The 24,094-nt window shown below is 38.2% G+C and carries 23 protein-coding genes; 6 read left to right on the top strand and 17 right to left on the bottom strand.

What is annotated here, in order from left to right:
* Positions 1-63: 63 nt before the first annotated feature.
* The 5 genes from NSQ77_RS13740 to NSQ77_RS13720 all read right to left on the bottom strand — a co-directional run bounded on the left by NSQ77_RS13740 (position 64) and on the right by NSQ77_RS13720 (position 5,262).
* Complete coding sequence (locus NSQ77_RS13740) at positions 64-558, bottom strand: GNAT family N-acetyltransferase (RefSeq protein WP_339226603.1); 495 nt, start codon at positions 556-558, stop codon at positions 64-66.
* 46 nt (positions 559-604) lie between these two features.
* Positions 605-1,675, bottom strand: coding sequence for a MupG family TIM beta-alpha barrel fold protein (locus NSQ77_RS13735; protein ID WP_339226602.1), 1,071 nt, complete (start codon positions 1,673-1,675; stop codon positions 605-607).
* A 341-nt stretch (positions 1,676-2,016) separates the two neighbouring features.
* Entirely contained in the window at positions 2,017-3,390 is a 1,374-nt protein-coding gene (locus NSQ77_RS13730; protein ID WP_339226601.1) for a PTS transporter subunit EIIC, read from the bottom strand.
* A gap of 16 nt (positions 3,391-3,406) precedes the next feature.
* A complete protein-coding gene (gene murQ, locus NSQ77_RS13725) occupies positions 3,407-4,297 on the bottom strand; it encodes an N-acetylmuramic acid 6-phosphate etherase (RefSeq protein WP_339226600.1) in 891 nt (296 codons plus the stop codon).
* Between the two features lie 113 nt (positions 4,298-4,410).
* The gene (locus NSQ77_RS13720; protein ID WP_339226599.1) at positions 4,411-5,262 is read right to left on the bottom strand and encodes a MurR/RpiR family transcriptional regulator; all 852 of its coding nucleotides are present in this window, start codon (positions 5,260-5,262) and stop codon (positions 4,411-4,413) included.
* Positions 5,263-5,459: 197 nt separating this feature from the next.
* Here NSQ77_RS13720 and NSQ77_RS13715 point away from each other — a divergent pair, with 197 nt between their 5' ends.
* Positions 5,460-5,747: a hypothetical protein gene (locus NSQ77_RS13715; protein ID WP_339226598.1), complete on the top strand. Its 288-nt coding sequence runs from the start codon at positions 5,460-5,462 to the stop codon at positions 5,745-5,747.
* Positions 5,748-5,801: 54 nt separating this feature from the next.
* On the opposite strand, the gene NSQ77_RS13710 is transcribed toward NSQ77_RS13715, so the two are convergent.
* The 4 genes from NSQ77_RS13710 to NSQ77_RS13695 all read right to left on the bottom strand — a co-directional run bounded on the left by NSQ77_RS13710 (position 5,802) and on the right by NSQ77_RS13695 (position 10,980).
* Entirely contained in the window at positions 5,802-6,938 is a 1,137-nt protein-coding gene (locus tag NSQ77_RS13710) for a mannitol-1-phosphate 5-dehydrogenase (RefSeq protein WP_339226597.1), read from the bottom strand.
* A complete protein-coding gene (locus NSQ77_RS13705) occupies positions 6,939-7,376 on the bottom strand; it encodes a PTS sugar transporter subunit IIA (protein WP_339226596.1) in 438 nt (145 codons plus the stop codon).
* 34 nt (positions 7,377-7,410) lie between these two features.
* Positions 7,411-9,477: a PRD domain-containing protein gene (locus NSQ77_RS13700; RefSeq protein ID WP_339231015.1), complete on the bottom strand. Its 2,067-nt coding sequence runs from the start codon at positions 9,475-9,477 to the stop codon at positions 7,411-7,413.
* A gap of 66 nt (positions 9,478-9,543) precedes the next feature.
* Complete coding sequence (locus tag NSQ77_RS13695; protein WP_339226595.1) at positions 9,544-10,980, bottom strand: PTS mannitol transporter subunit IICB; 1,437 nt, start codon at positions 10,978-10,980, stop codon at positions 9,544-9,546.
* A 134-nt stretch (positions 10,981-11,114) separates the two neighbouring features.
* Between NSQ77_RS13695 and NSQ77_RS13690 the strand changes: the two genes are divergently transcribed.
* The gene (locus tag NSQ77_RS13690; RefSeq protein WP_339226594.1) at positions 11,115-11,456 is read left to right on the top strand and encodes a hypothetical protein; all 342 of its coding nucleotides are present in this window, start codon (positions 11,115-11,117) and stop codon (positions 11,454-11,456) included.
* 54 nt (positions 11,457-11,510) lie between these two features.
* Here the strand turns inward: NSQ77_RS13690 and nagB are convergent, their stop codons facing one another.
* The 5 genes from nagB to ptsG form a co-directional block, all read right to left on the bottom strand.
* The gene (gene nagB, locus NSQ77_RS13685; RefSeq protein WP_339226593.1) at positions 11,511-12,245 is read right to left on the bottom strand and encodes a glucosamine-6-phosphate deaminase; all 735 of its coding nucleotides are present in this window, start codon (positions 12,243-12,245) and stop codon (positions 11,511-11,513) included.
* Between the two features lie 90 nt (positions 12,246-12,335).
* Positions 12,336-13,511, bottom strand: coding sequence for an N-acetylglucosamine-6-phosphate deacetylase (gene nagA / locus NSQ77_RS13680; RefSeq protein ID WP_339226592.1), 1,176 nt, complete (start codon positions 13,509-13,511; stop codon positions 12,336-12,338).
* A gap of 31 nt (positions 13,512-13,542) precedes the next feature.
* Positions 13,543-14,034: a PTS glucose transporter subunit IIA gene (locus NSQ77_RS13675; protein WP_339226591.1), complete on the bottom strand. Its 492-nt coding sequence runs from the start codon at positions 14,032-14,034 to the stop codon at positions 13,543-13,545.
* Between the two features lie 25 nt (positions 14,035-14,059).
* Positions 14,060-14,737: an N-acetylmannosamine-6-phosphate 2-epimerase gene (locus tag NSQ77_RS13670; RefSeq protein ID WP_339226590.1), complete on the bottom strand. Its 678-nt coding sequence runs from the start codon at positions 14,735-14,737 to the stop codon at positions 14,060-14,062.
* Positions 14,738-14,752: 15 nt separating this feature from the next.
* On the bottom strand, positions 14,753-16,303 hold the full coding sequence (gene ptsG / locus NSQ77_RS13665) for a glucose-specific PTS transporter subunit IIBC (RefSeq protein WP_339226589.1): 1,551 nt from the start codon (positions 16,301-16,303) through the stop codon (positions 14,753-14,755).
* Between the two features lie 121 nt (positions 16,304-16,424).
* On the opposite strand from ptsG, the gene NSQ77_RS13660 reads away from it, so the two are divergent.
* Positions 16,425-17,222, top strand: a complete 798-nt coding sequence (locus NSQ77_RS13660; protein WP_339226588.1) for a MurR/RpiR family transcriptional regulator — start codon at positions 16,425-16,427, stop codon at positions 17,220-17,222.
* A 155-nt stretch (positions 17,223-17,377) separates the two neighbouring features.
* On the opposite strand, the gene nagE is transcribed toward NSQ77_RS13660, so the two are convergent.
* Positions 17,378-18,856: an N-acetylglucosamine-specific PTS transporter subunit IIBC gene (gene nagE, locus NSQ77_RS13655; RefSeq protein WP_339226587.1), complete on the bottom strand. Its 1,479-nt coding sequence runs from the start codon at positions 18,854-18,856 to the stop codon at positions 17,378-17,380.
* A 300-nt stretch (positions 18,857-19,156) separates the two neighbouring features.
* Between nagE and NSQ77_RS13650 the strand changes: the two genes are divergently transcribed.
* The gene (locus NSQ77_RS13650; RefSeq protein WP_339226586.1) at positions 19,157-19,549 is read left to right on the top strand and encodes a hypothetical protein; all 393 of its coding nucleotides are present in this window, start codon (positions 19,157-19,159) and stop codon (positions 19,547-19,549) included.
* A 484-nt stretch (positions 19,550-20,033) separates the two neighbouring features.
* On the opposite strand, the gene NSQ77_RS13645 is transcribed toward NSQ77_RS13650, so the two are convergent.
* Together NSQ77_RS13645 and NSQ77_RS13640 are read right to left on the bottom strand one after the other, a co-directional pair.
* Complete coding sequence (locus NSQ77_RS13645) at positions 20,034-20,795, bottom strand: glycerophosphodiester phosphodiesterase family protein (protein WP_339226585.1); 762 nt, start codon at positions 20,793-20,795, stop codon at positions 20,034-20,036.
* Positions 20,796-21,186: 391 nt separating this feature from the next.
* Positions 21,187-21,927 carry a WecB/TagA/CpsF family glycosyltransferase gene (locus NSQ77_RS13640; RefSeq protein ID WP_339226584.1) on the bottom strand — a complete coding sequence of 247 codons (741 nt, stop codon included), beginning with the start codon at positions 21,925-21,927 and terminating at the stop codon, positions 21,187-21,189.
* A 218-nt stretch (positions 21,928-22,145) separates the two neighbouring features.
* Between NSQ77_RS13640 and NSQ77_RS13635 the strand changes: the two genes are divergently transcribed.
* The gene (locus NSQ77_RS13635; RefSeq protein ID WP_339226583.1) at positions 22,146-23,276 is read left to right on the top strand and encodes an FAD-dependent oxidoreductase; all 1,131 of its coding nucleotides are present in this window, start codon (positions 22,146-22,148) and stop codon (positions 23,274-23,276) included.
* Between the two features lie 298 nt (positions 23,277-23,574).
* Positions 23,575-23,970: a glycerol-3-phosphate cytidylyltransferase gene (gene tagD / locus NSQ77_RS13630; RefSeq protein ID WP_339231013.1), complete on the top strand. Its 396-nt coding sequence runs from the start codon at positions 23,575-23,577 to the stop codon at positions 23,968-23,970.
* Positions 23,971-24,094 lie beyond the last annotated feature (124 nt).

The following is a 24,094-nucleotide window of genomic DNA, read 5'->3' as shown; positions in this document are numbered from 1 at the left end:
TAATCTTAGCTTCTTTCTGCGTACAGATTATAGGTAAAAATTCCGCTTCGAATGATAATGCAATCACACCAATTTATATAAATAATACTCATTAACCGGTTTACCGTCTATCATCAAGGAGTTGACTTTCTCTCCCTCTATAACAAATCCCATTTTTCGGTATAATTGAAATGCTTTTATATTGTCTTTTATAACTGTTAATTCTAATCTTGTAATTCCCGCCTCTTTTGCCCACTCAAAAATTCGCAGAAATAATTTTGTGGCTATTCCTTGTCCTTGATATTCTTCGAGAATGCCTAAGACAAGGTATGCAGAATGCTTGTTTCTATTCACTTTCCCACCGAATGCTGCAATAAAGCCAACCAATTTGTTATCCGCTTCAGCTGCAAAAAAGGCTGTATTTTTTTCGGTCAGGATTCGTCCGATTGATTTTTGCTGCTCATCGACAGTCGTATCTCGTTCACCTGGTTCATACAGCATAAAGCCAGACGCATCAATTTTCTTACTAAGCTTTAAGAAATTTTCTGCATCACTTTCTGCGATTGGTCTAATGATCATCCCTGTTTCCCCCTTTGTTCCTGACATTCCAACACTAATAGTGTAATTACACCCATTTAATCCGAAACTTCTGGTTGCCCTTAATCCATGGAAGCAATGGTAAATCATCATCAATGACTTTTCCAAGCACATTTACTTTTTCATCAGCTGGTAAATCGGCTAATGTGATTTGAATTTCTCCTTGATAACGCATATATTTCTCATTATCTATCGTAATGGAGCCAGCTGATCGTTCGGCACAGTTGCGTGGCTGCACAACCGATTCTCCAAATTGCGCATAGCCTCTCGATTCAACTGCACGGATACAGTCTCTCGCATTATCTGCTCGGTTGGTGAATGGAGCCGCTGATTTATTAAGTATGTCAGAGTCCACCAAATTATCTGGGATAGCTCGGATCACGATTTCATCTTGCTCATAGATACGAAATTGTTCTAATGACGCATTACTTAATTCCACATCACCAACCACAATTTTATCTACCCCAGCCAGTTTGTCTAATTCCAAAAAAGCAGCAAACGGGGAAAGCTTGCGATGCTGTTCCAAGGTTGGCAGTTTTTCGTATAGCGGACCCCTTAATTGCTTGTCTCCAGGAATAAATGCCATTACAGTAATCCCTGCTGATTTTAACAGCCTGTTTTTTTGGATAAAATCACTTAGTCCAAGTCCAGTTTCTGGTCGCGGGTAATAATTATGCCAGGCTTCCACTGCTTCAATGTTAAGCCCTTTTGCTTTCATATCGTTTAACGAGTCCGCTGTAATGGTACTTGCATTTAGTGCGATTCGCATTTTGTGAGACAAATCAATAATTGTTTGTTCGTCCACACCATAATCGATCCGAAGACCTGAAAGTCCCCAACTCAGTAATTCATCCGCATTTTTCCAATTAAACCCTAGTGCCTGCAACGAATTCGGCGAGATATCTGCCATCAATTCCATATCTAATTCAGTAGCTACTCTTCCAAGTGCCTGAAGCTGATCCTTATAGGTCGAATGATCATCCTCAGGAATATGGAGCGATGTAAAAATCGACTGAAATCCACTTTCTTTCATCTTACGAATATAGGGAGTCTGCTGTTCAATTGACCCATTCCCTAGATAAACAGAAATTCCTAACACACTGATTCCCTCCATTTTATGATGATGTACAAAAGCGCAAGCGCCCGGGTAACGACGTACGGACTGGACTGATCCGGAGGAGATAAAGGAAACACGGCGACCGCAGGGAGCCGATGTTGACTTTCACCGCAAGGGTATAAGTGCGACTAAGCCTCTGGCACAGCCAGTCGGCAAGTCTTCTTTATCGTACGGAGGTGAGGGAAGTCTCGCTAGTCGTTGGGCGCTGGAGCTGGACGTGGCTGTTTAGGTAACCACGTTATCCACAGCATTCAAATTTTATTGTTTCCTGATGATGTAAGCAAAGATAGGAGGTTAAAGCAACCTCCTATTCTTAAAGTCTATTAAATTCCATCTGCCATGCTTTCCTTAAAGCCAAATGCATACGTAAACAGGAATCCAAACACATACGAAATGACGAGTCCAAGGAAATAGCTTATATATTGTCCATTTGTTATGAGTGGGATTAGTGACAAACCAGAAACGCCAATTCCTGATGATGCTGTACTCATCACTGCTTGGAATGCTCCACCAACGGAAGCTCCGAGACAAGCTGTTAAAAATGGCCTTCCTAGTGGTAATGTTACTCCATACATGAGTGGTTCGCCAATTCCGAGGAACCCTACTGGAGCACTCCCTTTGATAATATTTCGCAGACGCGTATTCTTTGTTTTTACAAAAATCGCAATCGCTGCACCAACTTGTCCAGCTCCACCCATTGCTAAGATTGTTAAAAGTGCCGTCTCATTATATACATTAATTAACTCAAGGTGAATCGGTGTTAAACCGTGGTGTAAACCAACCATAACTAATGGCAGGAAAAATCCTGCTAGAACTGCTCCTGCTATTGCTCCACCTGTATCAATTAAAGCAGTGAGTCCCATCGTGATACCATCTGACAGAATACCAGCTACTGGTATAACGGCGTATAAGGATGCAAATCCGACAACAAGTAATGTGATTAAGGGGGTAAAAATAATATCTACTGCATCCCACATTACTTTACGAACGTTTTTCTCAATAAATGTCATTAACCAAGCTGCGAAAATAACACCGAATAAGCCGCCTCTGCCTGGGGTTAACGCTTCACCATAAATCGTAATATCTGCAAGAAGCGGACTAAATAGGAACATTCCTGCGATAGCGCCCAATACGGGTGTGCCGCCAAATTCCTTTGCGGTATTCCAGCCAACCAGTATTCCTAATGATGCAAAGACAACGCTTCCAAGCAAAAGTAATATTTGCATCCATGTTTGTTCTTTATCTGCACCTGCGTTTACCGCAAAGTTAGCCGCTCCATTAATAATTCCTGATGCAACTAGCCCCGGGATTAATGGAATAAAGATATTCCCGAGTTTGCGTAAAAAGTTTTTAAAAGGTGTTCGATTTTTTGCTTTGAGTTTTTGTTTATCAAGGGATGCTTTTTCTTCAAACGTTAAATCATCAGCGGTTGCATCTTCTCCGATGCTAAATCCGGTTAATTGACTCATCTCCGTTGCAACTTTATTTACGGTTCCAGGCCCAATAACAATCTGTAATGTTTCATCCTCCACAACACCCATTACACCATCTACACGCTTTAAGTCAGTTAAGTTAACATTGGAATCGTCCTTTAACGACAAGCGTAACCGAGTCATACAATGGGCGACTCGCCTAATATTGTTTTTTCCACCAACATGCTCTAAAATTTCTGTGGCCATTCTTTGTTCTTTCTTCATGGTGGTCCCTCCCCTTTTATTTCTCTAACGCGCATCGGACAAACCCGTCAGAGCTCTTAAGCTTAGTTATAGCATCTTCATAGGAGCATTGTAATAAAATCATAACGATTGCTACTTTTACCTGATGCTTTGATTTCTCAAAATAAGATGCTGCAGTTTCATAATCAACACCAGTAACTTCCATAATATTTCGTTTGGATCTTTCTTCTAATTTCTCATTCGTTGGCTTTAAATCTACCATAAAATTTTGATATACTTTACCAATTCCCACCATTGCAGCAGTTGAAATCATATTCAAGACCATTTTCTGGGACGACCCCGCTTTTAATCTTGTAGAACCAGTTAATACCTCAGATCCTGTTAGAAGTTCAATTGCGACTGAAGCGTATTGGCTCATTACCGCATTTTTATTACAGGATATACTTACTGTACTCGCCTTTATCGAATTCGCATATTGTAATGCCCCGATAACATATGGTGTACGCCCGCTTGCAGCAATTCCAATTACCGTATCATTTTCTGAGAGCTGGATGCTCTTTAAATCATTTGCTCCAAGCTCTGGATCATCTTCTGCTCCCTCAGCAGCCTTGTAAAGCGCTTTCATTCCACCTGCAATAATTCCCTGCACCATCTCTGGTGATGTGCCAAATGTAGGAACACATTCTACAGCATCTAAAATTCCTAATCTACCACTTGTACCAGCTCCAACGTAGATAAGTCTTCCGTTTTTCTTAAATGATTCTATTGCATATTGCGTAGCTTTCTCAATTTGTGGAAGTTGTTCCTTAATCGCTGTTAATACCTGTTGATCTTCATTATTCATCGTGCGCAAAATATCAATCGTAGCCATTTCGTCTAAATGCATCGTATGTTGATTTCGCGCTTCGGTCGTTAATTTTTCAAGCATCATTTTAGCCTCCTCAACTTTCTTACATCTCTATTTTACTTGTTTATGAAATTAAAAGTCAATATAAATAATTAATTATATGAAATTTAATTTCATTTTATGTAAAAAAGAAGCTATCTTCTTAATTTCACAACATGATCTCTTGCTTCTTGATATTCGTCCAGCACATTTTCACCAATACTATTAAAAATACTGATATATAAGCTATCTATAATTGTCAGCTGGGTCATTCTTGATGTAATGCTGCCAATCCGAAAGTCCTGCTCTACATTTGGTGTTGCTAATCGAATATCTGCTTCTTTATACAACGGTGACTTGTTTATGTTTGTAATTGCTATCACCTTTGCTCCTTTTTTTTGCGACAATCGCGCTAGATCTAAAACATCTTTCGTCTTTCCAGACATACTAATCGCAACAAAAACATCCTCACTGTTAAAGTGCGGAACCTTTGAAAGCATGTAATGAAAGTCCAAGTTAAACTCCACTTGAAATCCGAGCTTTGTAAATTTATATAATGCATCCATCGCAGCAATCGATGACCCTCCGACACCATAAAAGATAATTTTTCGGGCATTTTTCAAGTACGTAACTGCTTCATCCAGCTCTTTTTTATCTAATGATTCCATAATCAGCTCAATCGCATTCTTGTTTACATGGACAACTTTCTGGAACATTTCATATGGGGAATCTTTTTTCTGTAAAATTGAAAAATCTGTGATATATCCATCTTTTACAGCTAATTCCTGCGCTAAGGCTATTTTAAATGTCTTAAAGCTTCCTATCCCAATTGTTTTTGCGAACCGAATTACGCTTGCTTCACTTACATCTGCTTTATTCGCTAATTCCTTTGTTGTCATATTTGGAATGAGCTCTGCATGGTGGAGGATATAATTCGAGATTTTCTGGTCTGCTTTGGAAAATTGGTGATGCCTTTCTTTAATTCTAGCTAGTAATGTAGTTGCCATGTCAACTTCTCCTGTTCTTATCCTTCTATGTTCATTAGTATAGCAAAAATTAAATGTGTGTTCTAATTTAAATTCGATGCTGGTTTGGGGTGGGAAGTTATTTGGTGCGTTTTTTTTGGTGTATGGTGCGGTTTTTCCGGTGGGTGGTGCGGTTTTCGAGTGTGATGGTTCTGTTTCTTACGTAGGTGGTGCTGTTCTTGGGGCGTGGTGCTGTTTCTACGGCGGATGGTGCTGTTTTCTCGGGGCATGGTGCTGTTTCTACGGCGGATGGTGCTGTTTTCTTGGGGCATGGTGCTATTTTCTCGGGGCGTGGTGCTGTTCCGGCCGGGGATGGTGCTGTTTTGGGACGGGGTGGTGCTGTTTCGGCCGGGGATGGTGCTATTTTCTTGGGGCGTGGTGCTGTTTTATCGGGGCATGGTGCTGTTTTCTCGGAGGGTGGTGCGGTTTTTCGAGTGTTTCGAGTGTATGGTGCGGTTTTAGCGTAAGTGGCAGTAATTGCTGTTAAAAAGAGACACGTGCACCGACGTGTCTCTTGGACATTATAGTTCCTTCATCACTGCTGTGATCAATGGATGATCCGCATTCAGCTCTGAAATAGTTTGCAACGTTTTTTCATAACCTTGTTCAGCAATCATTTGCTGTAGTTTCACCGCTTCTTCATCTTGTTCATTTTTGTATTGCAATGCAGCAACAATTACTTGGACAAGATAGGTTGGTACCTTATCTGTTACCTCCATATATAAGCTTGCAGGTCGAATGATACGATCACGAGGCCCCAGCTTGCGGATTGGGCCACGTCCAACTCGTGTAACTTCGTCTGAAATATATGGGTTCATGAAGCGACCGATAATTGTATTGATATAGCTTTCATGCTCACTGCGGTCAAAGTGGTAAGTTTGAATCAACGCTTCACCTGATTCATTTAAAGCACCCTTTATGATTTCCTGTACTTTTTCATCATGCATTGCTTCATTAATCGTTGCATACCCCAGTGAGCGACCAATATATGCAGGAACGACATGTCCGGTGTTCACCGTAAATAGTTTCCGTTCAATGTATGGTGTTAGATCTTCTACGTATGTGACACCATCAATTGCAGGAACCTCGCCTTTAAATGCTGGTTTTTCAACAACCCATTCAAAGTATGGTTCAACAGAGACTAATAATGGATCTTCATTTACTTGGTTGGGTACAATCCGGTCTACTGCAGCATTTGGAAATCCAAACACTTTATCAAACTGTTGTTGTTCATCTGCTGTTACTTGTTTGTAAATATGTTCTTTAAGCAGGGAGCTTCCTCCGACCATATTTTCACAAGCAATAATATTTAAAGGTTTATCATTTGTTTTGATTCGATTCTGCAAGCCTTCTGCAATTAACTTTGCAATAATGGCCAAAATGTTTGGTCCGACAGCAGTTGTAATGAGATCTGCTTTCCCAATTGCTTCAATTACTTTATCTGGATCTGTAATGCTATTAATTCCAGAAACATTATTAACTGTTAATGTTTCACTTTCCTCTGCAGCTAATACAACATTGTATTGTTGTTTTTCATTTATTTCATTAATAATGTTTTCATTAACATCGACAAAGGTTGTATGGTAATTCGCTTGATAAAGCAGGGCGCCGATAAAGCCTCTGCCGATGTTTCCAGCTCCAAAATGTACTGCCAGCATTTAATTCACCTCATCAAAAATGCGAATGATTTCCTCTTTTGTCGTTGCGTTAACGATTGTTTGGATATTTTCCTCCTCAGAAAGTACAATCGCAATTTTTGATAAGACCTCTAAATGATCATCACCTTTACCAGCAATACCAATTAGGATTTTTACCGTGTTTCCATCACCAAAATCCACACCATCAGGAACGATAACTACTGAAATCCCTGTTTCCTTTACTAATTCCTTTGCATCCTCTGTACCATGTGGAATCGCAACATTATTTCCCATAAATGTTGAGGTTAGCTCTTCACGTTCAAGCATTTTTTCCACATATGCAGGTTCAACATATCCATTATCAACGAGGATCTTACCTGTGAAACGAATTGCTTCCTCTTTGTTAGCTAATTTTGTGTCTAACTCAATGTTATCTTTGCTTAAAATTTCCTTTGCCATGATAAAACTCACTCCTTAGATTGTGTATCCTCTTTTAAATTAATTTTTTTTCATGTATAAACTGCTCTAGCTGTTCGGAAAGATACTGTTTTATCTTTGGTTCGTCACCGGATTCAAACAAGGAAATACTTGTCTCATCCTGGATAATCAAACTGCTTAAAAAACTTAAAATCTCCAGCACTTCCTGATGTGTTATTTCTGGTGCCAGCATAACGATTACTGTATCCATCTCCATTTGTTCATTATCCATCCCGCGAATAGTGAGCGGGTGGTTTAATTTATATATGGAAAACGTCGGCTTGCGAATTGCATTGGACCGTGTATGGTAAAGGGCAATGGATGTTGCTGGAATTCCTAATCCACTTATCTGTTCCCTTAATTGCAGCTTTTTAAATACAATTTCTTCATTTCGGATGATTTTCTTATCTGCCAAAGTATTACAAACCAAACGCAGTACAGCGTCCACCTCTAAATTGTCCGACACATCATAAACTCGGAAGGAATCGAGCAGATCAAGTGCTGTGCGAGAAAAGTTTTGCAGTGCTTCCATACGAACAATAAAACTACTGATATCTGTAGTCACTCTTGGCTCTTTATGATTCATATGAACCGTAAGTTTCCTTTTCTTTATCTCCTTTTTCACCTGATGAATCTCGGTTTGGGTAAGCATCGGAGATATCAGTAAATAATCGTGGTCAAATTCTTTCAACGGAATTGTTGATACAATGACATCATAAGCTGTCACATCCAACTTATTTAAGTCAAAAATAGATGCATTTTCAACATGCTTTATCTCCGGTATACGTTGGACCAGCTTTGTTGCTAGCATTTTGGAAGTACCGATCCCGCTCGAACAAATGACTAAAGCTTGTAAATCCACTGCTTTTTCATTGTTTAACAATGCCGCTGCGAAATGAAGCACAAGATATCCGATTTCATCATCCGGGAATTCCATATCCCGAAACGTAGCTTTAGCAGCTGCCTGAATCATATGAAATAACTCATCGTAATCCTGTTTGATTTCCTGAATCATTGGATTTTTTATTGTCATCCCTTGCTTCAGCCGGTAAATAGCTGGCTTTAAATGCGCTACTAAATCATTTAGCAGCTGCTTATTGTTCAGCAAAGACACGTTGATTTGTGTACTGACAGAGCTAATTAATTGACTTGCTAAAAAAACGATATCCTCATTCGGATACATATGAATATAATTCGGATCGAACCGTAATTTAGCACCCATTAAATGCATGGTTATATAGCCAATTTCATCATCTGGGATGACCATTCCAAGGTGCTCTTCTAAATCACGGATCATTTTTTTGGAAATGCGATATTCCACTGTTCCTTCCATCTGTTTCAGCTGTGTTTGGTCAAACTGAATCGTATCCCCTTTTTGCAGCCGTTCAATCGCTAATGCTAAATGAACAACTAAACCAATCAATGCACTGTCTGCTAATTCATAGGGTAATTCTTCTCTTGCTTGTTCTACCCTTTGCCGAATCACAATTAAATGTTCTGGATTCACTAACCCTAACAGCCTATTGGAAATTGCAGAAAACTGATCCTGTGTTTTCTTCTGAATGTTATCCTTAATCAATGACACGAATTCGAAGGGATCAATATGCTTTGAAATCAAGTTGCTTAATGCAGCACGTTTATTCGCCTCGTCACCTGCAATTTCCACTCCATATCCTCTTTTTCGAATTAACACAAGACGATAGGATGCTATTTCTTTCTCTAATTGATCAAGATCATGACTGATAGTTGCTTCTGTTACTTTTAATTCCGCGCTTAAGGTGAACAGCTTAATTGGTTCCTTCATTTCAAGAAGGCTCGCCAAAATAATCGATTGTCTTTCTTCTGGTGTAAAATCAATAACAGTTATATTTGTTAATGCTTGCCGGAGCTGATTGCGACCCTGCTCCGTACCACTCAGCCGTAGTCCTACACCAGATTTTTTTTCTAGCTTCAGGTTATAGTGATTTGTAATATCTTCTGTGTTTTTTAAATCACGATGAATGGTCCGGGCACTTACCTCTAATTCCTTGGCAATATTTTTTACAGTTATACCATCAGGCTTTTTCAATAAAATTTCAAGGATTTTACGCTCGCGACTAGAAATATTCAGAAGCCTTCACCACCTCGACCATGCTATTCGAAACTTCGATTATTTTTTCAAGCGTTCTACCAGCTCGTCGTACCTTGGACTATTTAAGAAGTTTTCTACGGATATATGTTCAGCAGCAGGTACCTTTGCTTTTGCGCGATCTGTTAAATCCTTATGCGTAACAACGATATCTGCATCTTCAGGAATCTCATTAATAGCTTTATTTGTCACAAAAATATCTATATCTGCTTTCTTAAATTTATTTTTCAATAAGGAAGCACCCATTGCACTTGAGCCCATTCCTGCATCACAAGCAAAGATAATTTTATCTACAGCTTCTGCCTGCTTGCTTTCTTCAACTGCTTCTTCTGTCTGTTCTTCTGCAGTTTGATTTAATGATCCTGCAACAGTACTTTTCTTGCCTTTCATTTCTTCCATTTTACTTGTTGCTTCAGAAAGATCTTTGTCACTGTCTTTGCTTGTTTTTAAAATAATGGCAGCAACGATAAATGAAACGACAGCTGCTACAAGAACACCTAGGATAACGCCGACATAGCTATCTTGTGCTGTCATCGCTAATACTGCAAAAATACTTCCTGGCGAAGATGGTGCTCTTAATCCTACATCAAACAGTTGGAAGGTAAACACACCACTTACCCCACCAGCGATAGCTGCCAAAATTAATGCTGGTTTCATTAATACATACGGGAAGTAAATCTCATGAATCCCACCAAAAAATTGAATAATTGCCGCACCAGAAGCAGAGCTTTTGGAAGCACCTTTTCCAAAGACAATAAAGGCAATCAAAATACCTAAACCAGGTCCTGGATTCGCTTCCAATAAGAATAGAATTGATTTCCCAAATTGTGAGGCTTGGTCTGCCCCAATTGGACTTAAAATTCCATGATTGATTGCATTATTTAAAAATAATATTTTCGCTGGTTCAATAATGATATTGGCCAAAGGCAATAAACCAGCATTGATAATCACTTCAACACCAGCAGCTAAGGCTTTATTCAATGCGCCTACTAATGGCCCAATTCCCAGTAACGCAACAATTGCTAATAGTGCAGCAAATATCCCTGCTGAGAAGTTGTTATAAAGCATCTCAAAACCTTGACGAATTCGGTGCTGCAGTACTTGGTCAATTTTCTTCATTAAGTATCCAGCAAGCGGTCCGACAATCATTGCTCCTAAGAACATTGGAACATCTGGTGCTCCAGCAATGACACCCATTGTCGCGGTAGCCCCGACAACTCCACCACGTAAATCATAAACCATACGTCCACCAGTAAAACCAATTAAGAGTGGCAATAAGTAATAAAGCATTGGATCGACTAATGTTGCCAAATCTTCATTTGGCAGCCAGCCATCCGGTATAAATAAAGCTGTAATAATTCCCCATGCAATAAAAGCACCAATATTCGGCATAATCATACCGCTTAAATAGCTTCCGAAACGCTGTACTTTAGCACGGATTCCTTTTTGTTCAGCCATTTAATATTCTCCTTTCATAATTGCATCATTATTAATCGTAAGAAAGAATGGTAGGTTATTCAATCAAAAGAAAATGGCAAATTGGCATTGCTATTGTTGACATAATTTAATAGTAAAGAAATTAAATGTAAAACGTGACTTGGAATGAGCTCTTTTCAGGCTTTATTCTTCTTACTGTACCCTATTCATTTCTATCTTACCCACTAATTTATAATGTGAATGTAGTTGGTGTCAGAGCAGATTTGGTTTGGAATGGTGCTGTTTTGACTTGGGATGGTGCTGTTTCCGTGGACGGTGGTGCTGTTTTGACTTGGGATGGTGCTGTTTCTATGGACGGTGGTGCTGTTTTGGCTTGGGATGGTGCTGTTTCTATGGATGATGGTGCTGTTTTGACTTGGGGTGGTGCTGTTTCCGTGGATGATGGTGCTGTTTCCGTGGACGGTGGTGCTGTTTCCGTGGCAGTAGTGCTGTTTTGACATTAGGTACTGGAAAAAATAAAAGCGCCCGGTTTGGGCGCTGCTTTTATAATTTTATTTACCTTCAGCAATTGTCAGTGCTGCTTCGTCAACAATAACGGTTACGTTATCATGTTGTTTTAAAATAGAAGCTGGGAAGTCTTCAGACACTTCGCCATTTAGCAATTTTGCCATTGCATCTGCTTTTGCTTCACCAGAAACAAGTAAAAGGATTTCTTTACTGTTCATAATTGTTTCAATTCCCATTGAAACTGCCTGTGTAGGCACCTCATCAATGGATTTGAAGAATCGTGCATTCGCCTGGATTGTGGACTGATCTAGGTCAACGACATGTGTTTTGCTGGAGAAGGGAGTTCCTGGTTCATTAAAACCAATATGGCCATTGCCGCCAATTCCCAATACTTGAACATCCACTCCACCTGCTTGTTCAATTGCACGTTCATGTTCCCTACATTCGTTCTCCAAATCTTCAGCTACACCATTTGGAACACGAACTCGATCCATCTCAATATCTACATGACGAAATAGCTTTTCATTCATAAAGTAATAGTAGCTATTTGGATCATTCTTTTCTAATCCGACATATTCATCTAAATTAAAAGTAGTTACATCTTTAAAAGATACTTCGTTTTGCTCATATTTTTTAATAATTCGTTGATAGAGACCCTCTGGGGTTGAACCAGTTGCTAAACCAAGAACCGGATTCTCTATTGTATGGATACGATCTACGATAAATTCGGCCGCTTTTTCGCTCATTTCATCGTAGTTTTTTACTTTTATAACGTTCACTTTCCAATCTCCTCCAAATGAAAAACTTCTGCAAAGCTTTGTCAAATTTTGCACACTTCTTGATAATAACATGAATTATTTCCGAAGTGTTTATTGGAATGAAATTTTCCCGCGACAAATGGTAAATTTTATATTAAGTTCATCATCTACTAACAGAATGTCAGCATCTTTGCCATGTGAAATACTGCCTTTTCGGTCGTAAATGCCAATTTGTTTTGCCGGGTTAACGGATGCCATTTGAACAATGTCACGAATTGAGACACCAGCTAGCTTCAGCATTTGCTTAGCACCTTCATGCATTTTCAAAATACTGCCAGCTAGTGTTCCATCTTCCAATACAGCTCTCCCATTTTCTACCTTAACAGGCTGGCCGCCAAGCTCATAATCGCCATCTGGCAGTCCTTTTGCCCGCATTGCATCGGTAATTAAAATAATCCGTTCACTGCCCATATTATTATAAATTAATTGCAGCATTTCTGGATCAACATGAATTCCATCTGCGATTAGCTCTGCATGTAATTCCTTCAATTGAAATGCAGCACCAACCGCACCAATATCTCGATGATGAATACCATTCATCGCATTACATAGATGCGTTAACTGGCTGACCCCTTGGGCTACAGCTTTTTTAATTCCAGCAAATCCACAGTCTGTATGTCCTGCAGAAACATTTACACCAGCTTGGGCTAAATGACTTATAAAAAAACCTTCTTCATCATGCTCTGGAGCCATCGTAATCGTTTTAATATTTCCGCCTGATTGCGATTGCCATTTCTTAAATTGTTCCAAGTCCGGTTTAATAATATACTCTCTTGGTTGTGCTCCTGCCTTTGTTTCTTCCACAAATGGGCCTTCTAAATGGATTCCGATCAGTTCTGCTTGTCCGGGTTTATTTGAATAACGTGCAGCATTTTCCAAGGCTTTGGAAATATTATCGTGTGCTTGTGTAATCGTCGTTGCGAGAAAGCTTGTTGTCCCTTCCATTGGTAAAAGCGATGCGATTTTATCCAATGCTGTTTCCGTTGCATCCATTGTGTCCGCTCCATTTGCACCGTGGATATGACCATCGATAAATCCCGGGACTGCGTTCAGGCCAGTTGCATCAATGATATGTGCGTGTTGATCAAGGTCATCCGGCAGTTCATTACCTTCATGAATAGAGTGAATGCGATGGTTTTCGATATAAATTCCGGCATTTGAAATCACTCTATCTTCCAAATAGACCTTTACATTCTTAATAAACATCGACCGATTGCCTGCTATCATTCGGTTCCCCTCCACCTTTTCTAATACACATTTATTTATCTTCTGCCGTAATAATAACCGTCTCTTTAGCTTTTGCTATTGTTTCGGATGTAAATTGATACGATTTATTATCTTCTGCACTATTTGTAATTACAATTGGGGTAATTGTGTTCGATGCATGCTCACCAATATAATCCAAATCAACTTCCATTAAAAGCTGACCAGCTGATACTTCTTCCCCTGTTTTTACTTTTGCAGTGAATCCTTCTCCTTTTAATCCAACTGTCTCCAGGCCGATATGGATAAGAATCTCAACCCCACTATCCGTAACAATTCCAATCGCATGCTTTGTCTCAGCAAGCTGAATTACTTTTCCATTAACCGGAGAATAAACCAATCCTTCATCTGGAATAATTGCGATTCCTTCTCCCATCATTTTTTGATTAAAGACAGGATCAGGAACTTCTTCTATAGGTACGATTTTTCCATTTAATGGTGCAACTATATTTTCTTCTTTTTTTTGCTTAAACAGTTTTTTAAACATAGTTGAAATTCCCTTCTTTTTTTTATTAAATCATATCTTTAATTTCATAAACAAATCGGCTTGTAATGTCCTTTGGTCTTGTAATTGCTCCACCTACTACAGTAGCATATACACCTAATTCAAAAGACTTCTTCAGCATATGTGGTGTCATAATATTCCCTTCAGCAATTACTGGCTTTTTCACCGCCTGCAGTATTTCTTTTAAAAAGGCAAAATCATTATCATATAATTTCTTCCCTTTTGTGTGCTTGGTGTAACCATGTAAGGTTGTTCCGATATAATCAAATCCTAATTTCTCAGCAATCTGTGCTTCCTCAATTGTAGATATATCAGCCATCAATTCAACATTTGGTGCCTGTTCTCTCGTATAGGCTACTAACTCTTCTAATATCTTTTCTGGTCTTTCGCTGATGGTTGCATCCATTGCAATCACTTCACAGCCACTTTCAATTAATTCATCGATCTCTTTACTCGTTGCAGTGATAAAGACATCAGAGTCTTTATAATTCCGTTTAACAATTCCAATAATCGGAAGGTCTACTTCTTTTTTAATCTCAATAATATCTTCTTTTGAATTTGCTCGGATCCCTTTTGCTCCACCTTGGGCAGCTGCAAGAGCCATTTTACTCATGATAAACGACGAATGAAGTGGTTCTTCTTCTAATGCTTGACACGAGACAATTAAATTTCTTGGTAATTTCAAAACGTTCAACTCCTATTATTTCTCTAATTCTTCTTCAATTTCATTCTTTATAACGGAAACCTGTGGCCCGTAGATTACCTGCACGCCCTCACCTTTTACGATAACACCTTTACTTCCTGTATGCTTTAAGGCGGCTTCATTAACCATTTCGCCATCCTTAACAGTTATGCGCAATCTCGTTGCACAGTTATCCACATCTAATAAATTATCTCTTCCACCTAATGCTTCAATAATTGCTAATGGGCGTTCTTCACCAGTGGCATTTGCCGTTGCAGTATCTGCATGATCTTCAGCTTTCTTTTCTTCACGTCCAGGTGTTTTAAAGTTAAACTTCTTAATTAAAAATGTGAACGTAAAGAAGTATAAGAAGAACCAAATGATTCCAATCGGAATAACATACATCCAGTTTGTTAATGCTTGACCTTGCAATACTCCAAATAAGATGAAGTCAATGAAACCTCCAGAGAATGTTTGTCCAATTGTTATTTGGAAAATATGTGCCAGCATAAATGCTAAACCATCAAAAAATGCATGCATCACGTAAAGCAATGGAGCGATAAATAAGAATGAGAACTCCAATGGCTCTGTAATCCCTGTTAAAAAGGACGTCAATCCGGCTGATAGCATTAATCCCCCGACAACCTTTTTATTTTCAGGCTTGGCTGTACGATAAATCGCATAAGCTGCACCTAATAATCCAAACATCATTGTAATAAATCTTCCAGACATAAAACGTGATGTACCTTCAAAAAACTTCGTTGTCGTTGGGTCTCCCAATTGTGCAAAGAATATATTCTGTGTTCCTTGAATCAATTGTCCACCAATTTCTAATGCACCACCTAAACCCGTTTGCCAGAAAGGCAGATAGAAAATGTGATGCAATCCAAATGGACCTAGTAGACGCAAGATAAATCCATAGAAAAATGTACCGATATACCCTGTTGCATTAACAATATCTCCAAAGCTAAAAATTGCATTTTGAATAACTGGCCATACATAATACATAACCGTCCCCAGAATAATCGCAGAAAAAGAGGTTATGATTGGAACAAATCGGGAACCTCCAAAGAATCCCAGAAATTGTGGCAACTCAATTTTATTAAATCGATTATGAAGGAGTCCTGCCATAATCCCAACAATAATCCCACCAAAAACGCCTGATTCTAATGTTTGTATTCCTAATGCAACACCTTGTCCAACTGCAGAAAGACTTTCTGCTGCAAGGCTATCCGTAATAATTAAAATAGCATTAATCGTTGCATTCATTACTAGATAACCGATAAGTGCTGCTAATCCAGCTGTACCTTTGTCTGATCTAGCGAGCCCAATCGCAACCCCTACCGCAAAGATCACTGGTAAATTGGCAAACACAATATTCCCAGCGGAACTCATTATCGTAAAAATTGCTTGGAGCCAGCTTTGGTCCAAGATTGGATATGCATTGACTGTATTTGGGTTAGATAAAGCACCCCCTATACCGAGCAAAAGACCTGCTGCTGGCAGAATAGCAATTGGCAACATAAATGATTTACCAAACTGCTGCGCTTTACCGAAAAACTTTTTCATAAATATAACACCACCCGAAAATTATTTTCAACAAAATCTTAACAAACGCTTTCATTTATGTCAATATAATATTTAATATTATGATGCTATAATGATAAGTGTAAGAAAGGAGCTGCAACTGTTGAATTTTGAAAATAGGATTCAAAAATATAACGCTTCATTAACCGATAATGATAAAAAAATAACTAAATATTTACTTGCAAATAAAGCTGCGATACAGGATAAAACCATTATTGACCTATCCGAAGAAATTCAAGTATCTCCAGCTAGTATAACCAGATTTTGCAAAAAAATTGATTTCAGCACTTTTCAGCAAATGAAATTCTCTTTAATTGGAAGTAATACGGAAAACAAGAAAAATGATGAGACATTCGAAACAGTTTACAACTATTACCAAACGATAATCAAATCTACTCAACAGTTTTTCAGTGAAGAACAAACGAGTAAAATTGTAAATCTCATTTTAAACACGAATAAGATTTTGTTTTGTGGAATTGGCAACTCCGGATTGGTTGCTCATGAATTTAACAGCAGAATATACAGAATGGGGATTACGTCGGAATCTGTAACAGATGCACATGATCTGTTAATGAAGAGCAGTCTGCTTCAGGAAGATGATTTGCTCGTTTGTTTCTCTAATTCTGGTAAAACGAAACCAATTATTGACTCTGCTAAAATAGCAAAAGCCAATAAGGTTGCTGTTATTGTCGTAACCAATTTCGAGCAAACAGCTTTAACGGAGCTTGCAGACGAAGTTGTTCTCATATCAAGCTATAAATACATTGATGATGTCAAATTTATTAATTCTCTATTGCCAGGCTTATTTTTACTTGATTTATTGACCTATAAATTACTAAATCATGAAAAATTGATGGATGCCCGCAATAAAACACTGGAGGCCATTCACAAATATGGTTAATCAAAAGGCTAGCAGTCCAGTTCAAAGGACACTAGCCTTTTTGCTGTCCGTTTTTTATGAGCTTGTATGCATATTGCTGAATGAAGCATATTTGATCACAACACCATAATATAAAAAAGGGGCTAGTGCTCATTAATCAACACTAACCCTTTTAGTTACTTTTCGTCATGTAATTTTTTAACTTCATCAGCTACAAATTGCACCTGGGTACCTACAATAACCTGAATGCTATGTTTACCTACAACATTCACACCCGGTACGCCAGCGGCTTTGATTTTATTTTGATCCACAACGTCCATATCATTAACTTCTAACCGAAGACGAGTAGCACAATTATCAATAGATTGGATATTTGATGAACCACCAAGACCATCATAAATTTGTTCAGCCATTACAGCAAATCTATCTTTCCCAGCGGTACTTGTACTTGTTTCTGACGAAATTGCAGTTTCTCCAACAAGTACTTCTTCTTCATCGTCATCCTCACGTCCCGGAGTTTTCATATTGAATTTAACAATTAGGAAACGGAACAGGAAATAATAGATAACAGCAACAACCAATCCTTGTATAAGCAACATGTACGGCTGGTTGGCTAATGGCAGCTGGAAGCTCAGGATAAAATCAATTAATCCCGCGCTAAAGCTAAACCCTGCTGTCCAACCAAACATAGCTGCAACAGCTAGTGAAATACCCGTTAATGCAGCATGAACTACATACAGCGCAGGTGCTAGAAACATAAAAGCAAACTCAATCGGCTCTGTAACACCTGTAAGGAAAGAAGCAAATGCTGTAGCCATTAATAATGATGCAGCTTGTTTCTTTCTTTTGGTTAGAGCGGTATGGTACATCGCAAGAGCAGCAGCAGGCAGTCCAAACATCATAATTGGAAAAAACCCTGCTTGATACATACCGGTAATACCTTTTTCACCATTTCCAGACCAAAAGTTACCGATATCATTAATGCCTGCTAAGTCAAACCAGAACACATTATTCAGTGCATGATGCAAGCCTGTTGGAATTAATAAGCGATTAAAGAATCCATATAACCCTGCACCTAGTGCTCCCAGATCACTGATAAATGTACCAAATGATACCAGCCCTGAATAAAGAACAGGCCAAACAAACAGCATTACTACTGAGACTGCAAGCATTGCTGCTGCAGTAAGAATTGGCACAAGTCTTTTCCCACTAAAGAATGCAAGAGCATCCGGCAGTTTTACATGGCTAAAACGATTATACAAGGCTGCGGCAATTCCTCCAGATAAGATACCAATAAACACGTTCTGGATAGCACCGAATGCAGGATTCACTGCGTCACTTGAAATTTGCAGCAGGTTAGCAGCATTTTCAGATGAAAGCACAGTCGTAATAACAAGATAGCCAACTAAACCACTAAGTGCGGCTGGTCCATCTTTATCCTTCGTCATTCCAATAGCTACCCCTACAGCGAATAAAATTGGAATAAAATCCAGAATTGCACTTCCCCCGCTAATTAAAAAGGCAGCAAATACATTTTCAGAACCCCAGCCCTCTGAATCAATTGCGTACCCAATACCCATTAAAATTGCAGCGGCAGGTAATACAGCTACTGGCAGCATCAGCGACTTTCCAAGATTTTGCAGATATTTCATCATAGAAATAGCCCCCCATTTCAGTTATTAATAAGGTTGTTCAAAAAAGCTGGTTAAAAAACACCGCAGTTAACCGCAATTTGCACTAACTATTTTTTACTGAACAACCTTCCTAAACATTTTAATTCCCAATATGATAGCGTTATCATATATACTTCCAGCAAAATTATACCACCAGCAAATATGCTTGTCTATACAACTACTAGTTAAAGCTTAATTTTGATTTTTCTATAAACCTTTGAAGGGAATAAATCATTGGCTTCTTCAATAAACTCTATAAACAGTATTTTTTGGAGGGGTATGATGAATACGGATAATTTGCTGTTAACAGAGGATATGCTAGCCCGTTATTATGATTTGAACAAGCTGAAAAAAGAAATTGAAGCAGAAATGAACCAATTGAAAGTCTCTTTCCATACACATATGGATAAATATACGGGTCCAAATAAAAAGGGAGAATTCATTGAAGGAGACTATAAGCTTCTGCGTCAGATTCGCAAAACAGAGAGATTTAAAGAGAAGGACACGGTAGAAAAGTTAGAACAATTACAAATGGATGATCTTATTCAGATTGTTAAAAAGCCAGATGATGGAAAGGTAAAAGCTGCAATCGAACTCGGACTGCTTGCAGAAGAAGATTTAGAGGAATGCTTAGCTATAAGCTATTCTCAAGCAATTTCTGTTAGGAAAATATAATAGATTTTAAGATTGAGGAGCGCTAAGTTATTAGGTCAGCTCCTCTGTTTATCATAGGCTGCATTCATTATAGTTGAATGCTGACAGATTTTATATATATTGGTGGTAGATGGTAGTTTACTTATGCAAGTGCAACACACTGTAGCAATCATCCATAATTCCCTGAATTATTAGCCGTATCTTCTATTCTTATAATATTATGGTATAGTTTTATGAAAAGAGGACTACTTAGTAAAAGCAAATCGAACAGAACTGATTCACACGCACTTTTTGTCGATATTTCCCGGGAAATGACTACTATTTTCAAAAGGACACATATACAGGCAAATTATGGTAGTCCACTTCAGCAGCATTGGCACATGAAGAGGAGCTAAGTATCATCCATAGCCCCTCTAGTTCATTTATTACCCTGCTTTTTTAGTATTTCCAGTAAACTGTCGGATAACAGAACAGTTCACTTTGTCTTTTGGATTAAAAGACACCCTTATGAAAATGCCAGTCTTTCACTCCGATAAAATAGCGCTTTTTCGGGAAAATCTGTAATAATCGCATTTACACGAAGGTCTAATAACTGCTTTAATTCATCTTTTTCATTTACTGTCCAGACACGTAGTTTATCAAACATCCCTTTCCATTCAAACGGATCGGACAGTAGCATTCTTTTTGATATATGTAATGCCTCTAAATCAAGTGTATTCATATAATCGAGCGGGTGTGTAATTGGCTGCTCCAACAGCCATGCTATGTTTGCTTCCTTGTCATGACTTTTGATGCGTAATAAAGTAGGTAAATGAAATGTAGAATAAACTACCTTCCGTCCATTTCCATACTGTTCTACTAATGAAAGAATCTTTTCTTCAATACCCTCATAAGGAAATCGATATGTCTTTAATTCGATATTCAAATCAATGGGATAAGGCTCGAGCAGTTCTAATAATTCTTTTAATGTTGGTACACGTTCCATTGTCCAATCCACTTCATCATAATCGTGAAAATGCGTATGCTTTACGCCAGCACTATACTGTTTAATCTCTTCTAATGTTAAATCCTTAATAAATCCAGATCCATCTGTCGTTCGATCCAATGTTTCATCATGGATAACAACAATTTCACCGTCTTCTGTCATATGGACATCTATTTCTAGCCCATCGACACCAAGCTCAATTGCCTTTTTAAACCCAAGCAGTGTATTTTCCGGAAACGAACCCATACAACCACGATGACCGTAAATCTTTGTCTCACACATAGAAACACTTCCCTTATTTTATTATTAAATAGAGGAGCTAGAGCGTGTTTCACTCTGGATTCTCTATTGTACCTTAACCAAATTAGCTGTTTAATTGCCGTTATAATCCTAGTTAGCTATGGAAAGATACAACCTCGTGCGATACGAGTAATCAAATTCATTTAATCATAAATAGAAACGCCAAAATGTGTTTTAACTGATTTCTTACAAACGATTAATGATTGATTTACATATTTAATAACAGATTAATAAAAAATCAATCAATTTGGTTTACAGTCTTGTATAAAGGAAGATTCTAAGGTTCATTGAAAGCAATAAAACGGCTGGCATCATTGTACTGCTCCTCAAGAGTAAGGATTGAAATCGAATTCTCGAGGAATTGTATCAGATGCTAGCCTTTCTTACTTTTTAAAATTAAGTGCAAAAAAAATTTAATTTTCCCCATCGTTTGACCGAAACGGGACGGGTTCTGGAATAAACGATACAGCCATTCTAGATTCAGTCTTTTCCACTGCTGGGGGGTTCGCTTCCTTTCATCAGCTAACAGCTCAAGGCTTTCACCAACTCCGATAAACATACCTTTTGGAATTTGATTTTTATGTGCAGCAATCCATTGTTCTTGTTTTCCCTTCTTTAATGATATAAAAATAAGGTCCGGATTTGCTTTCTTTATATCTTCTGCAATTTGTGGATTCTCAAGGGAAATTGAACCGTGTTGATGACCGGCAATCCTGACATTAGGAAACCTTTTCTCTATTTTTAGTACAGCCTTTTCATTGATATAGTCTTTTCCACCTAATATGTAACAGCTTAAGCCCTGCACTTCAGCAAATTGAAGTAAATCAAGAATAACTTCATATGCCTCAATCCGTTCTATGAAAGGCTGCTTTCTATACTTTGCAGCACCCATGATCCCTTCCCCATTTGGAACAACATAATCAGCTGATTGAATGATTTGTTTATATGTCCTATCCCTGTTCGCACGCATAAGGGTTGCAGTGTCAGCTAAAACAATAAAAGATTGCTGTTTTCTGTTCAATCGAGGATATAAATGATACTGCAAAAAATCTTTTATTGTTGTATTTATTATGTCAATTTCTTCTATGTTTACAACCTGTAATTCCCTCGTCATCTATTAACAACCTTTCAAACTTTCCTATTTTATTACTCCGTCTCATAGAATAATAAATTATAATTTTTATCCATACATTAAAAATACCATATTAAATAAAAGCTTGATAGGGAGAAAGTTATAATTACTTGCTTCAGAATTGGATTACTTCACAATTTAGCAACGTTTAATGTATAATTTTTATAAAATTCAGCTTTCAAATCGGAGGGGAATTTCGAATGAAAATCATTGTTGTAGGTAGTGGTATTGTGGGAGCTAGTACGGCATATCAATTAGCCCAAAATAACCATCAGGTAATTTTAATTGATAAGGATCAACAAGGTGCTGCAACTGCTGCCGATGCTGGAATTGTTTGTCCTTGGGTATCGTCACATGTACAAGATGATAATTGGTACCAGATTGCAAGAAGAGGAGCACTATTTTACTCGCATCTTATCGATCAGTTAAAGAAGGATGGAGAAGAAAATGTGAGCTATAAGACGGTTGGTGCCCTTTGTGTAAGTTCAGATTCGAATGAATTGGATACAATTAAAAAAGAGGTAATGGCTAAGTATGAAAATGCACCAGAGATTGGTGAGATTAGACGTCTATCATCCCAAGAAGCTCGTGAATTGTTCCCACCTCTTAATAAAAATTTAGAAGCTGTTTTTATTTCTGGAGGAGCACGTGTTGATGGAAGACTGCTGCGAGATGCTATGATACGTGCAGCAAAAAAACACGGAGTCGAAGTATTGCATGGTGAAGCTTCTCTTATCCAGGAACAGGAAGCCGTTACTGGTATAACCTTTCAAAATCAAACGATTCAGGCAGATGCTGTGGTCGCAGCAGCAGGTGCATGGACGCCACACTTATTAAGTCCTATTGGAATTGATTTGAAGGTTGATGCCCAGCGCGGGCAAATTGCACATATTGCACTACCTAACGAGGATACATCGAATTGGCCTGTCGTACTGCCGAGGACAACTCATTATATGCTAGCATTTGATGATGCCAGAATTGTTGCCGGTGCTACAAGAGAAACAGGCTCCGGTTTTGAGTATAAAACGACAGCTGGAGGAATTCATGAGGTACTGACAAATGCTTTGGACGTTGCACCTGGTCTTGCCAGTGGTACTATCCAGGAAATGAGAATCGGATTCCGGCCAATGAGCCCTGACGGATTGCCATTATTAGGAACGCTGGATCATGTAAAAGGACTTGTAATTGCAACCGGTTTAGGACCATCTGGCTTAACAATGGGGCCCTACATCGGTGCACTCGCTGCCTCAATAGCCGAAGGGAAAAATGTTGATATAGATTTAACAGCCTACCGACCAGGAAGAAGTCGAGATAAACGAATTTACATTTAAATAATTCGCCAGTAAGGATAAACCTAATCTATCTCTTTGATAGGACTGATTGTTGACCGAGGATATTGCATATCTCTCGGTCTTTATTTTTATGGACCTTTCATGCAATAAAGTTAACAACATTAAAAAAACTCAATCACATATTCATGCTGACAAAGTGAATGATTCAGTCTAAGCTTCAACTTGTATTGTCGCTTTCCAAAATTATTTGCCTAAAAAAGTCGAATTTTAAAAGTTTAATGTATTAAATTTATGGTATGATAATGATACATTCATCAGCAAAATGGAGGCGTAACCCATTAAAAAAATATTAACATATGGCACATTCGATTTGATTCATGCTGGTCATATCAATTTACTACGCCGTGCAAAGAATTTAGGAGATTATTTAATTGTAGGAATATCGACAGATGAATTCAATAAAATAAAAAATAAGCAGGCTTATCATTCATTTGACAATCGGAAAATGATTTTAGAATCGATTCGTTTTGTTGATAAGGTTATTCCAGAATATTCATGGGATCAAAAAATTGAAGATGTTAAACGTTTTGATATCGATATTTTTGTCATGGGAGATGACTGGAAGGGACAGTTTGATTTTTTACAAAAATATTGTGAGGTTGTATATTTTCCAAGAACAGAAGGGATTTCAACATCAGCGATTAAAAAAAATATGAATAACAATCAGAAATAAATTAAAAAAATATGTATCTTTTTTTGAAGTTAAACGTCTAATTCATATGGACGCTGCTTATCACTATATTGTAATTAAATTTTAATTTACGAATTGCTATTTTCATAGTAAAATGTTGTGTAGT

The sequence above is a fragment of the Oceanobacillus sp. FSL K6-2867 genome, from assembly GCF_037963145.1.
GTDB lineage: Bacteria > Bacillota > Bacilli > Bacillales > Amphibacillaceae > Oceanobacillus.
Note: the sequence above shows the minus strand (reverse complement) of the source record. Positions and strands in the feature narration are given on the sequence as shown.

Bases quoted from the DNA above. Each gene is read 5' to 3' on its own strand.
- ptsG (WP_339226589.1), bottom strand. From the start codon at position 16,303: ATGAAAAAGTTTTTCGGTAAAGCGCAGCAGTTTGGTAAATCATTTATG.
- murQ (WP_339226600.1), bottom strand. From the start codon at position 4,297: ATGCTTGAAAAATTAACGACCGAAGCGCGAAATCAACATACGATGCAT.
- NSQ77_RS13740 (WP_339226603.1), bottom strand. From the start codon at position 558: ATGATCATTAGACCAATCGCAGAAAGTGATGCAGAAAATTTCTTAAAG.
- nagE (WP_339226587.1), bottom strand. From the start codon at position 18,856: ATGATGAAATATCTGCAAAATCTTGGAAAGTCGCTGATGCTGCCAGTA.
- NSQ77_RS13640 (WP_339226584.1), bottom strand. From the start codon at position 21,927: ATGACGAGGGAATTACAGGTTGTAAACATAGAAGAAATTGACATAATA.
- NSQ77_RS13730 (WP_339226601.1), bottom strand. From the start codon at position 3,390: ATGAAGAAAGAACAAAGAATGGCCACAGAAATTTTAGAGCATGTTGGT.
- NSQ77_RS13650 (WP_339226586.1), top strand. From the start codon at position 19,157: ATGAATACGGATAATTTGCTGTTAACAGAGGATATGCTAGCCCGTTAT.
- NSQ77_RS13720 (WP_339226599.1), bottom strand. From the start codon at position 5,262: ATGGCAACTACATTACTAGCTAGAATTAAAGAAAGGCATCACCAATTT.
- NSQ77_RS13675 (WP_339226591.1), bottom strand. From the start codon at position 14,034: ATGTTTAAAAAACTGTTTAAGCAAAAAAAAGAAGAAAATATAGTTGCA.
- NSQ77_RS13705 (WP_339226596.1), bottom strand. From the start codon at position 7,376: ATGGCAAAGGAAATTTTAAGCAAAGATAACATTGAGTTAGACACAAAA.
- NSQ77_RS13710 (WP_339226597.1), bottom strand. From the start codon at position 6,938: ATGCTGGCAGTACATTTTGGAGCTGGAAACATCGGCAGAGGCTTTATC.
- NSQ77_RS13645 (WP_339226585.1), bottom strand. From the start codon at position 20,795: ATGTGTGAGACAAAGATTTACGGTCATCGTGGTTGTATGGGTTCGTTT.
- NSQ77_RS13695 (WP_339226595.1), bottom strand. From the start codon at position 10,980: ATGGCTGAACAAAAAGGAATCCGTGCTAAAGTACAGCGTTTCGGAAGC.
- nagA (WP_339226592.1), bottom strand. From the start codon at position 13,511: ATGATAGCAGGCAATCGGTCGATGTTTATTAAGAATGTAAAGGTCTAT.
- NSQ77_RS13635 (WP_339226583.1), top strand. From the start codon at position 22,146: ATGAAAATCATTGTTGTAGGTAGTGGTATTGTGGGAGCTAGTACGGCA.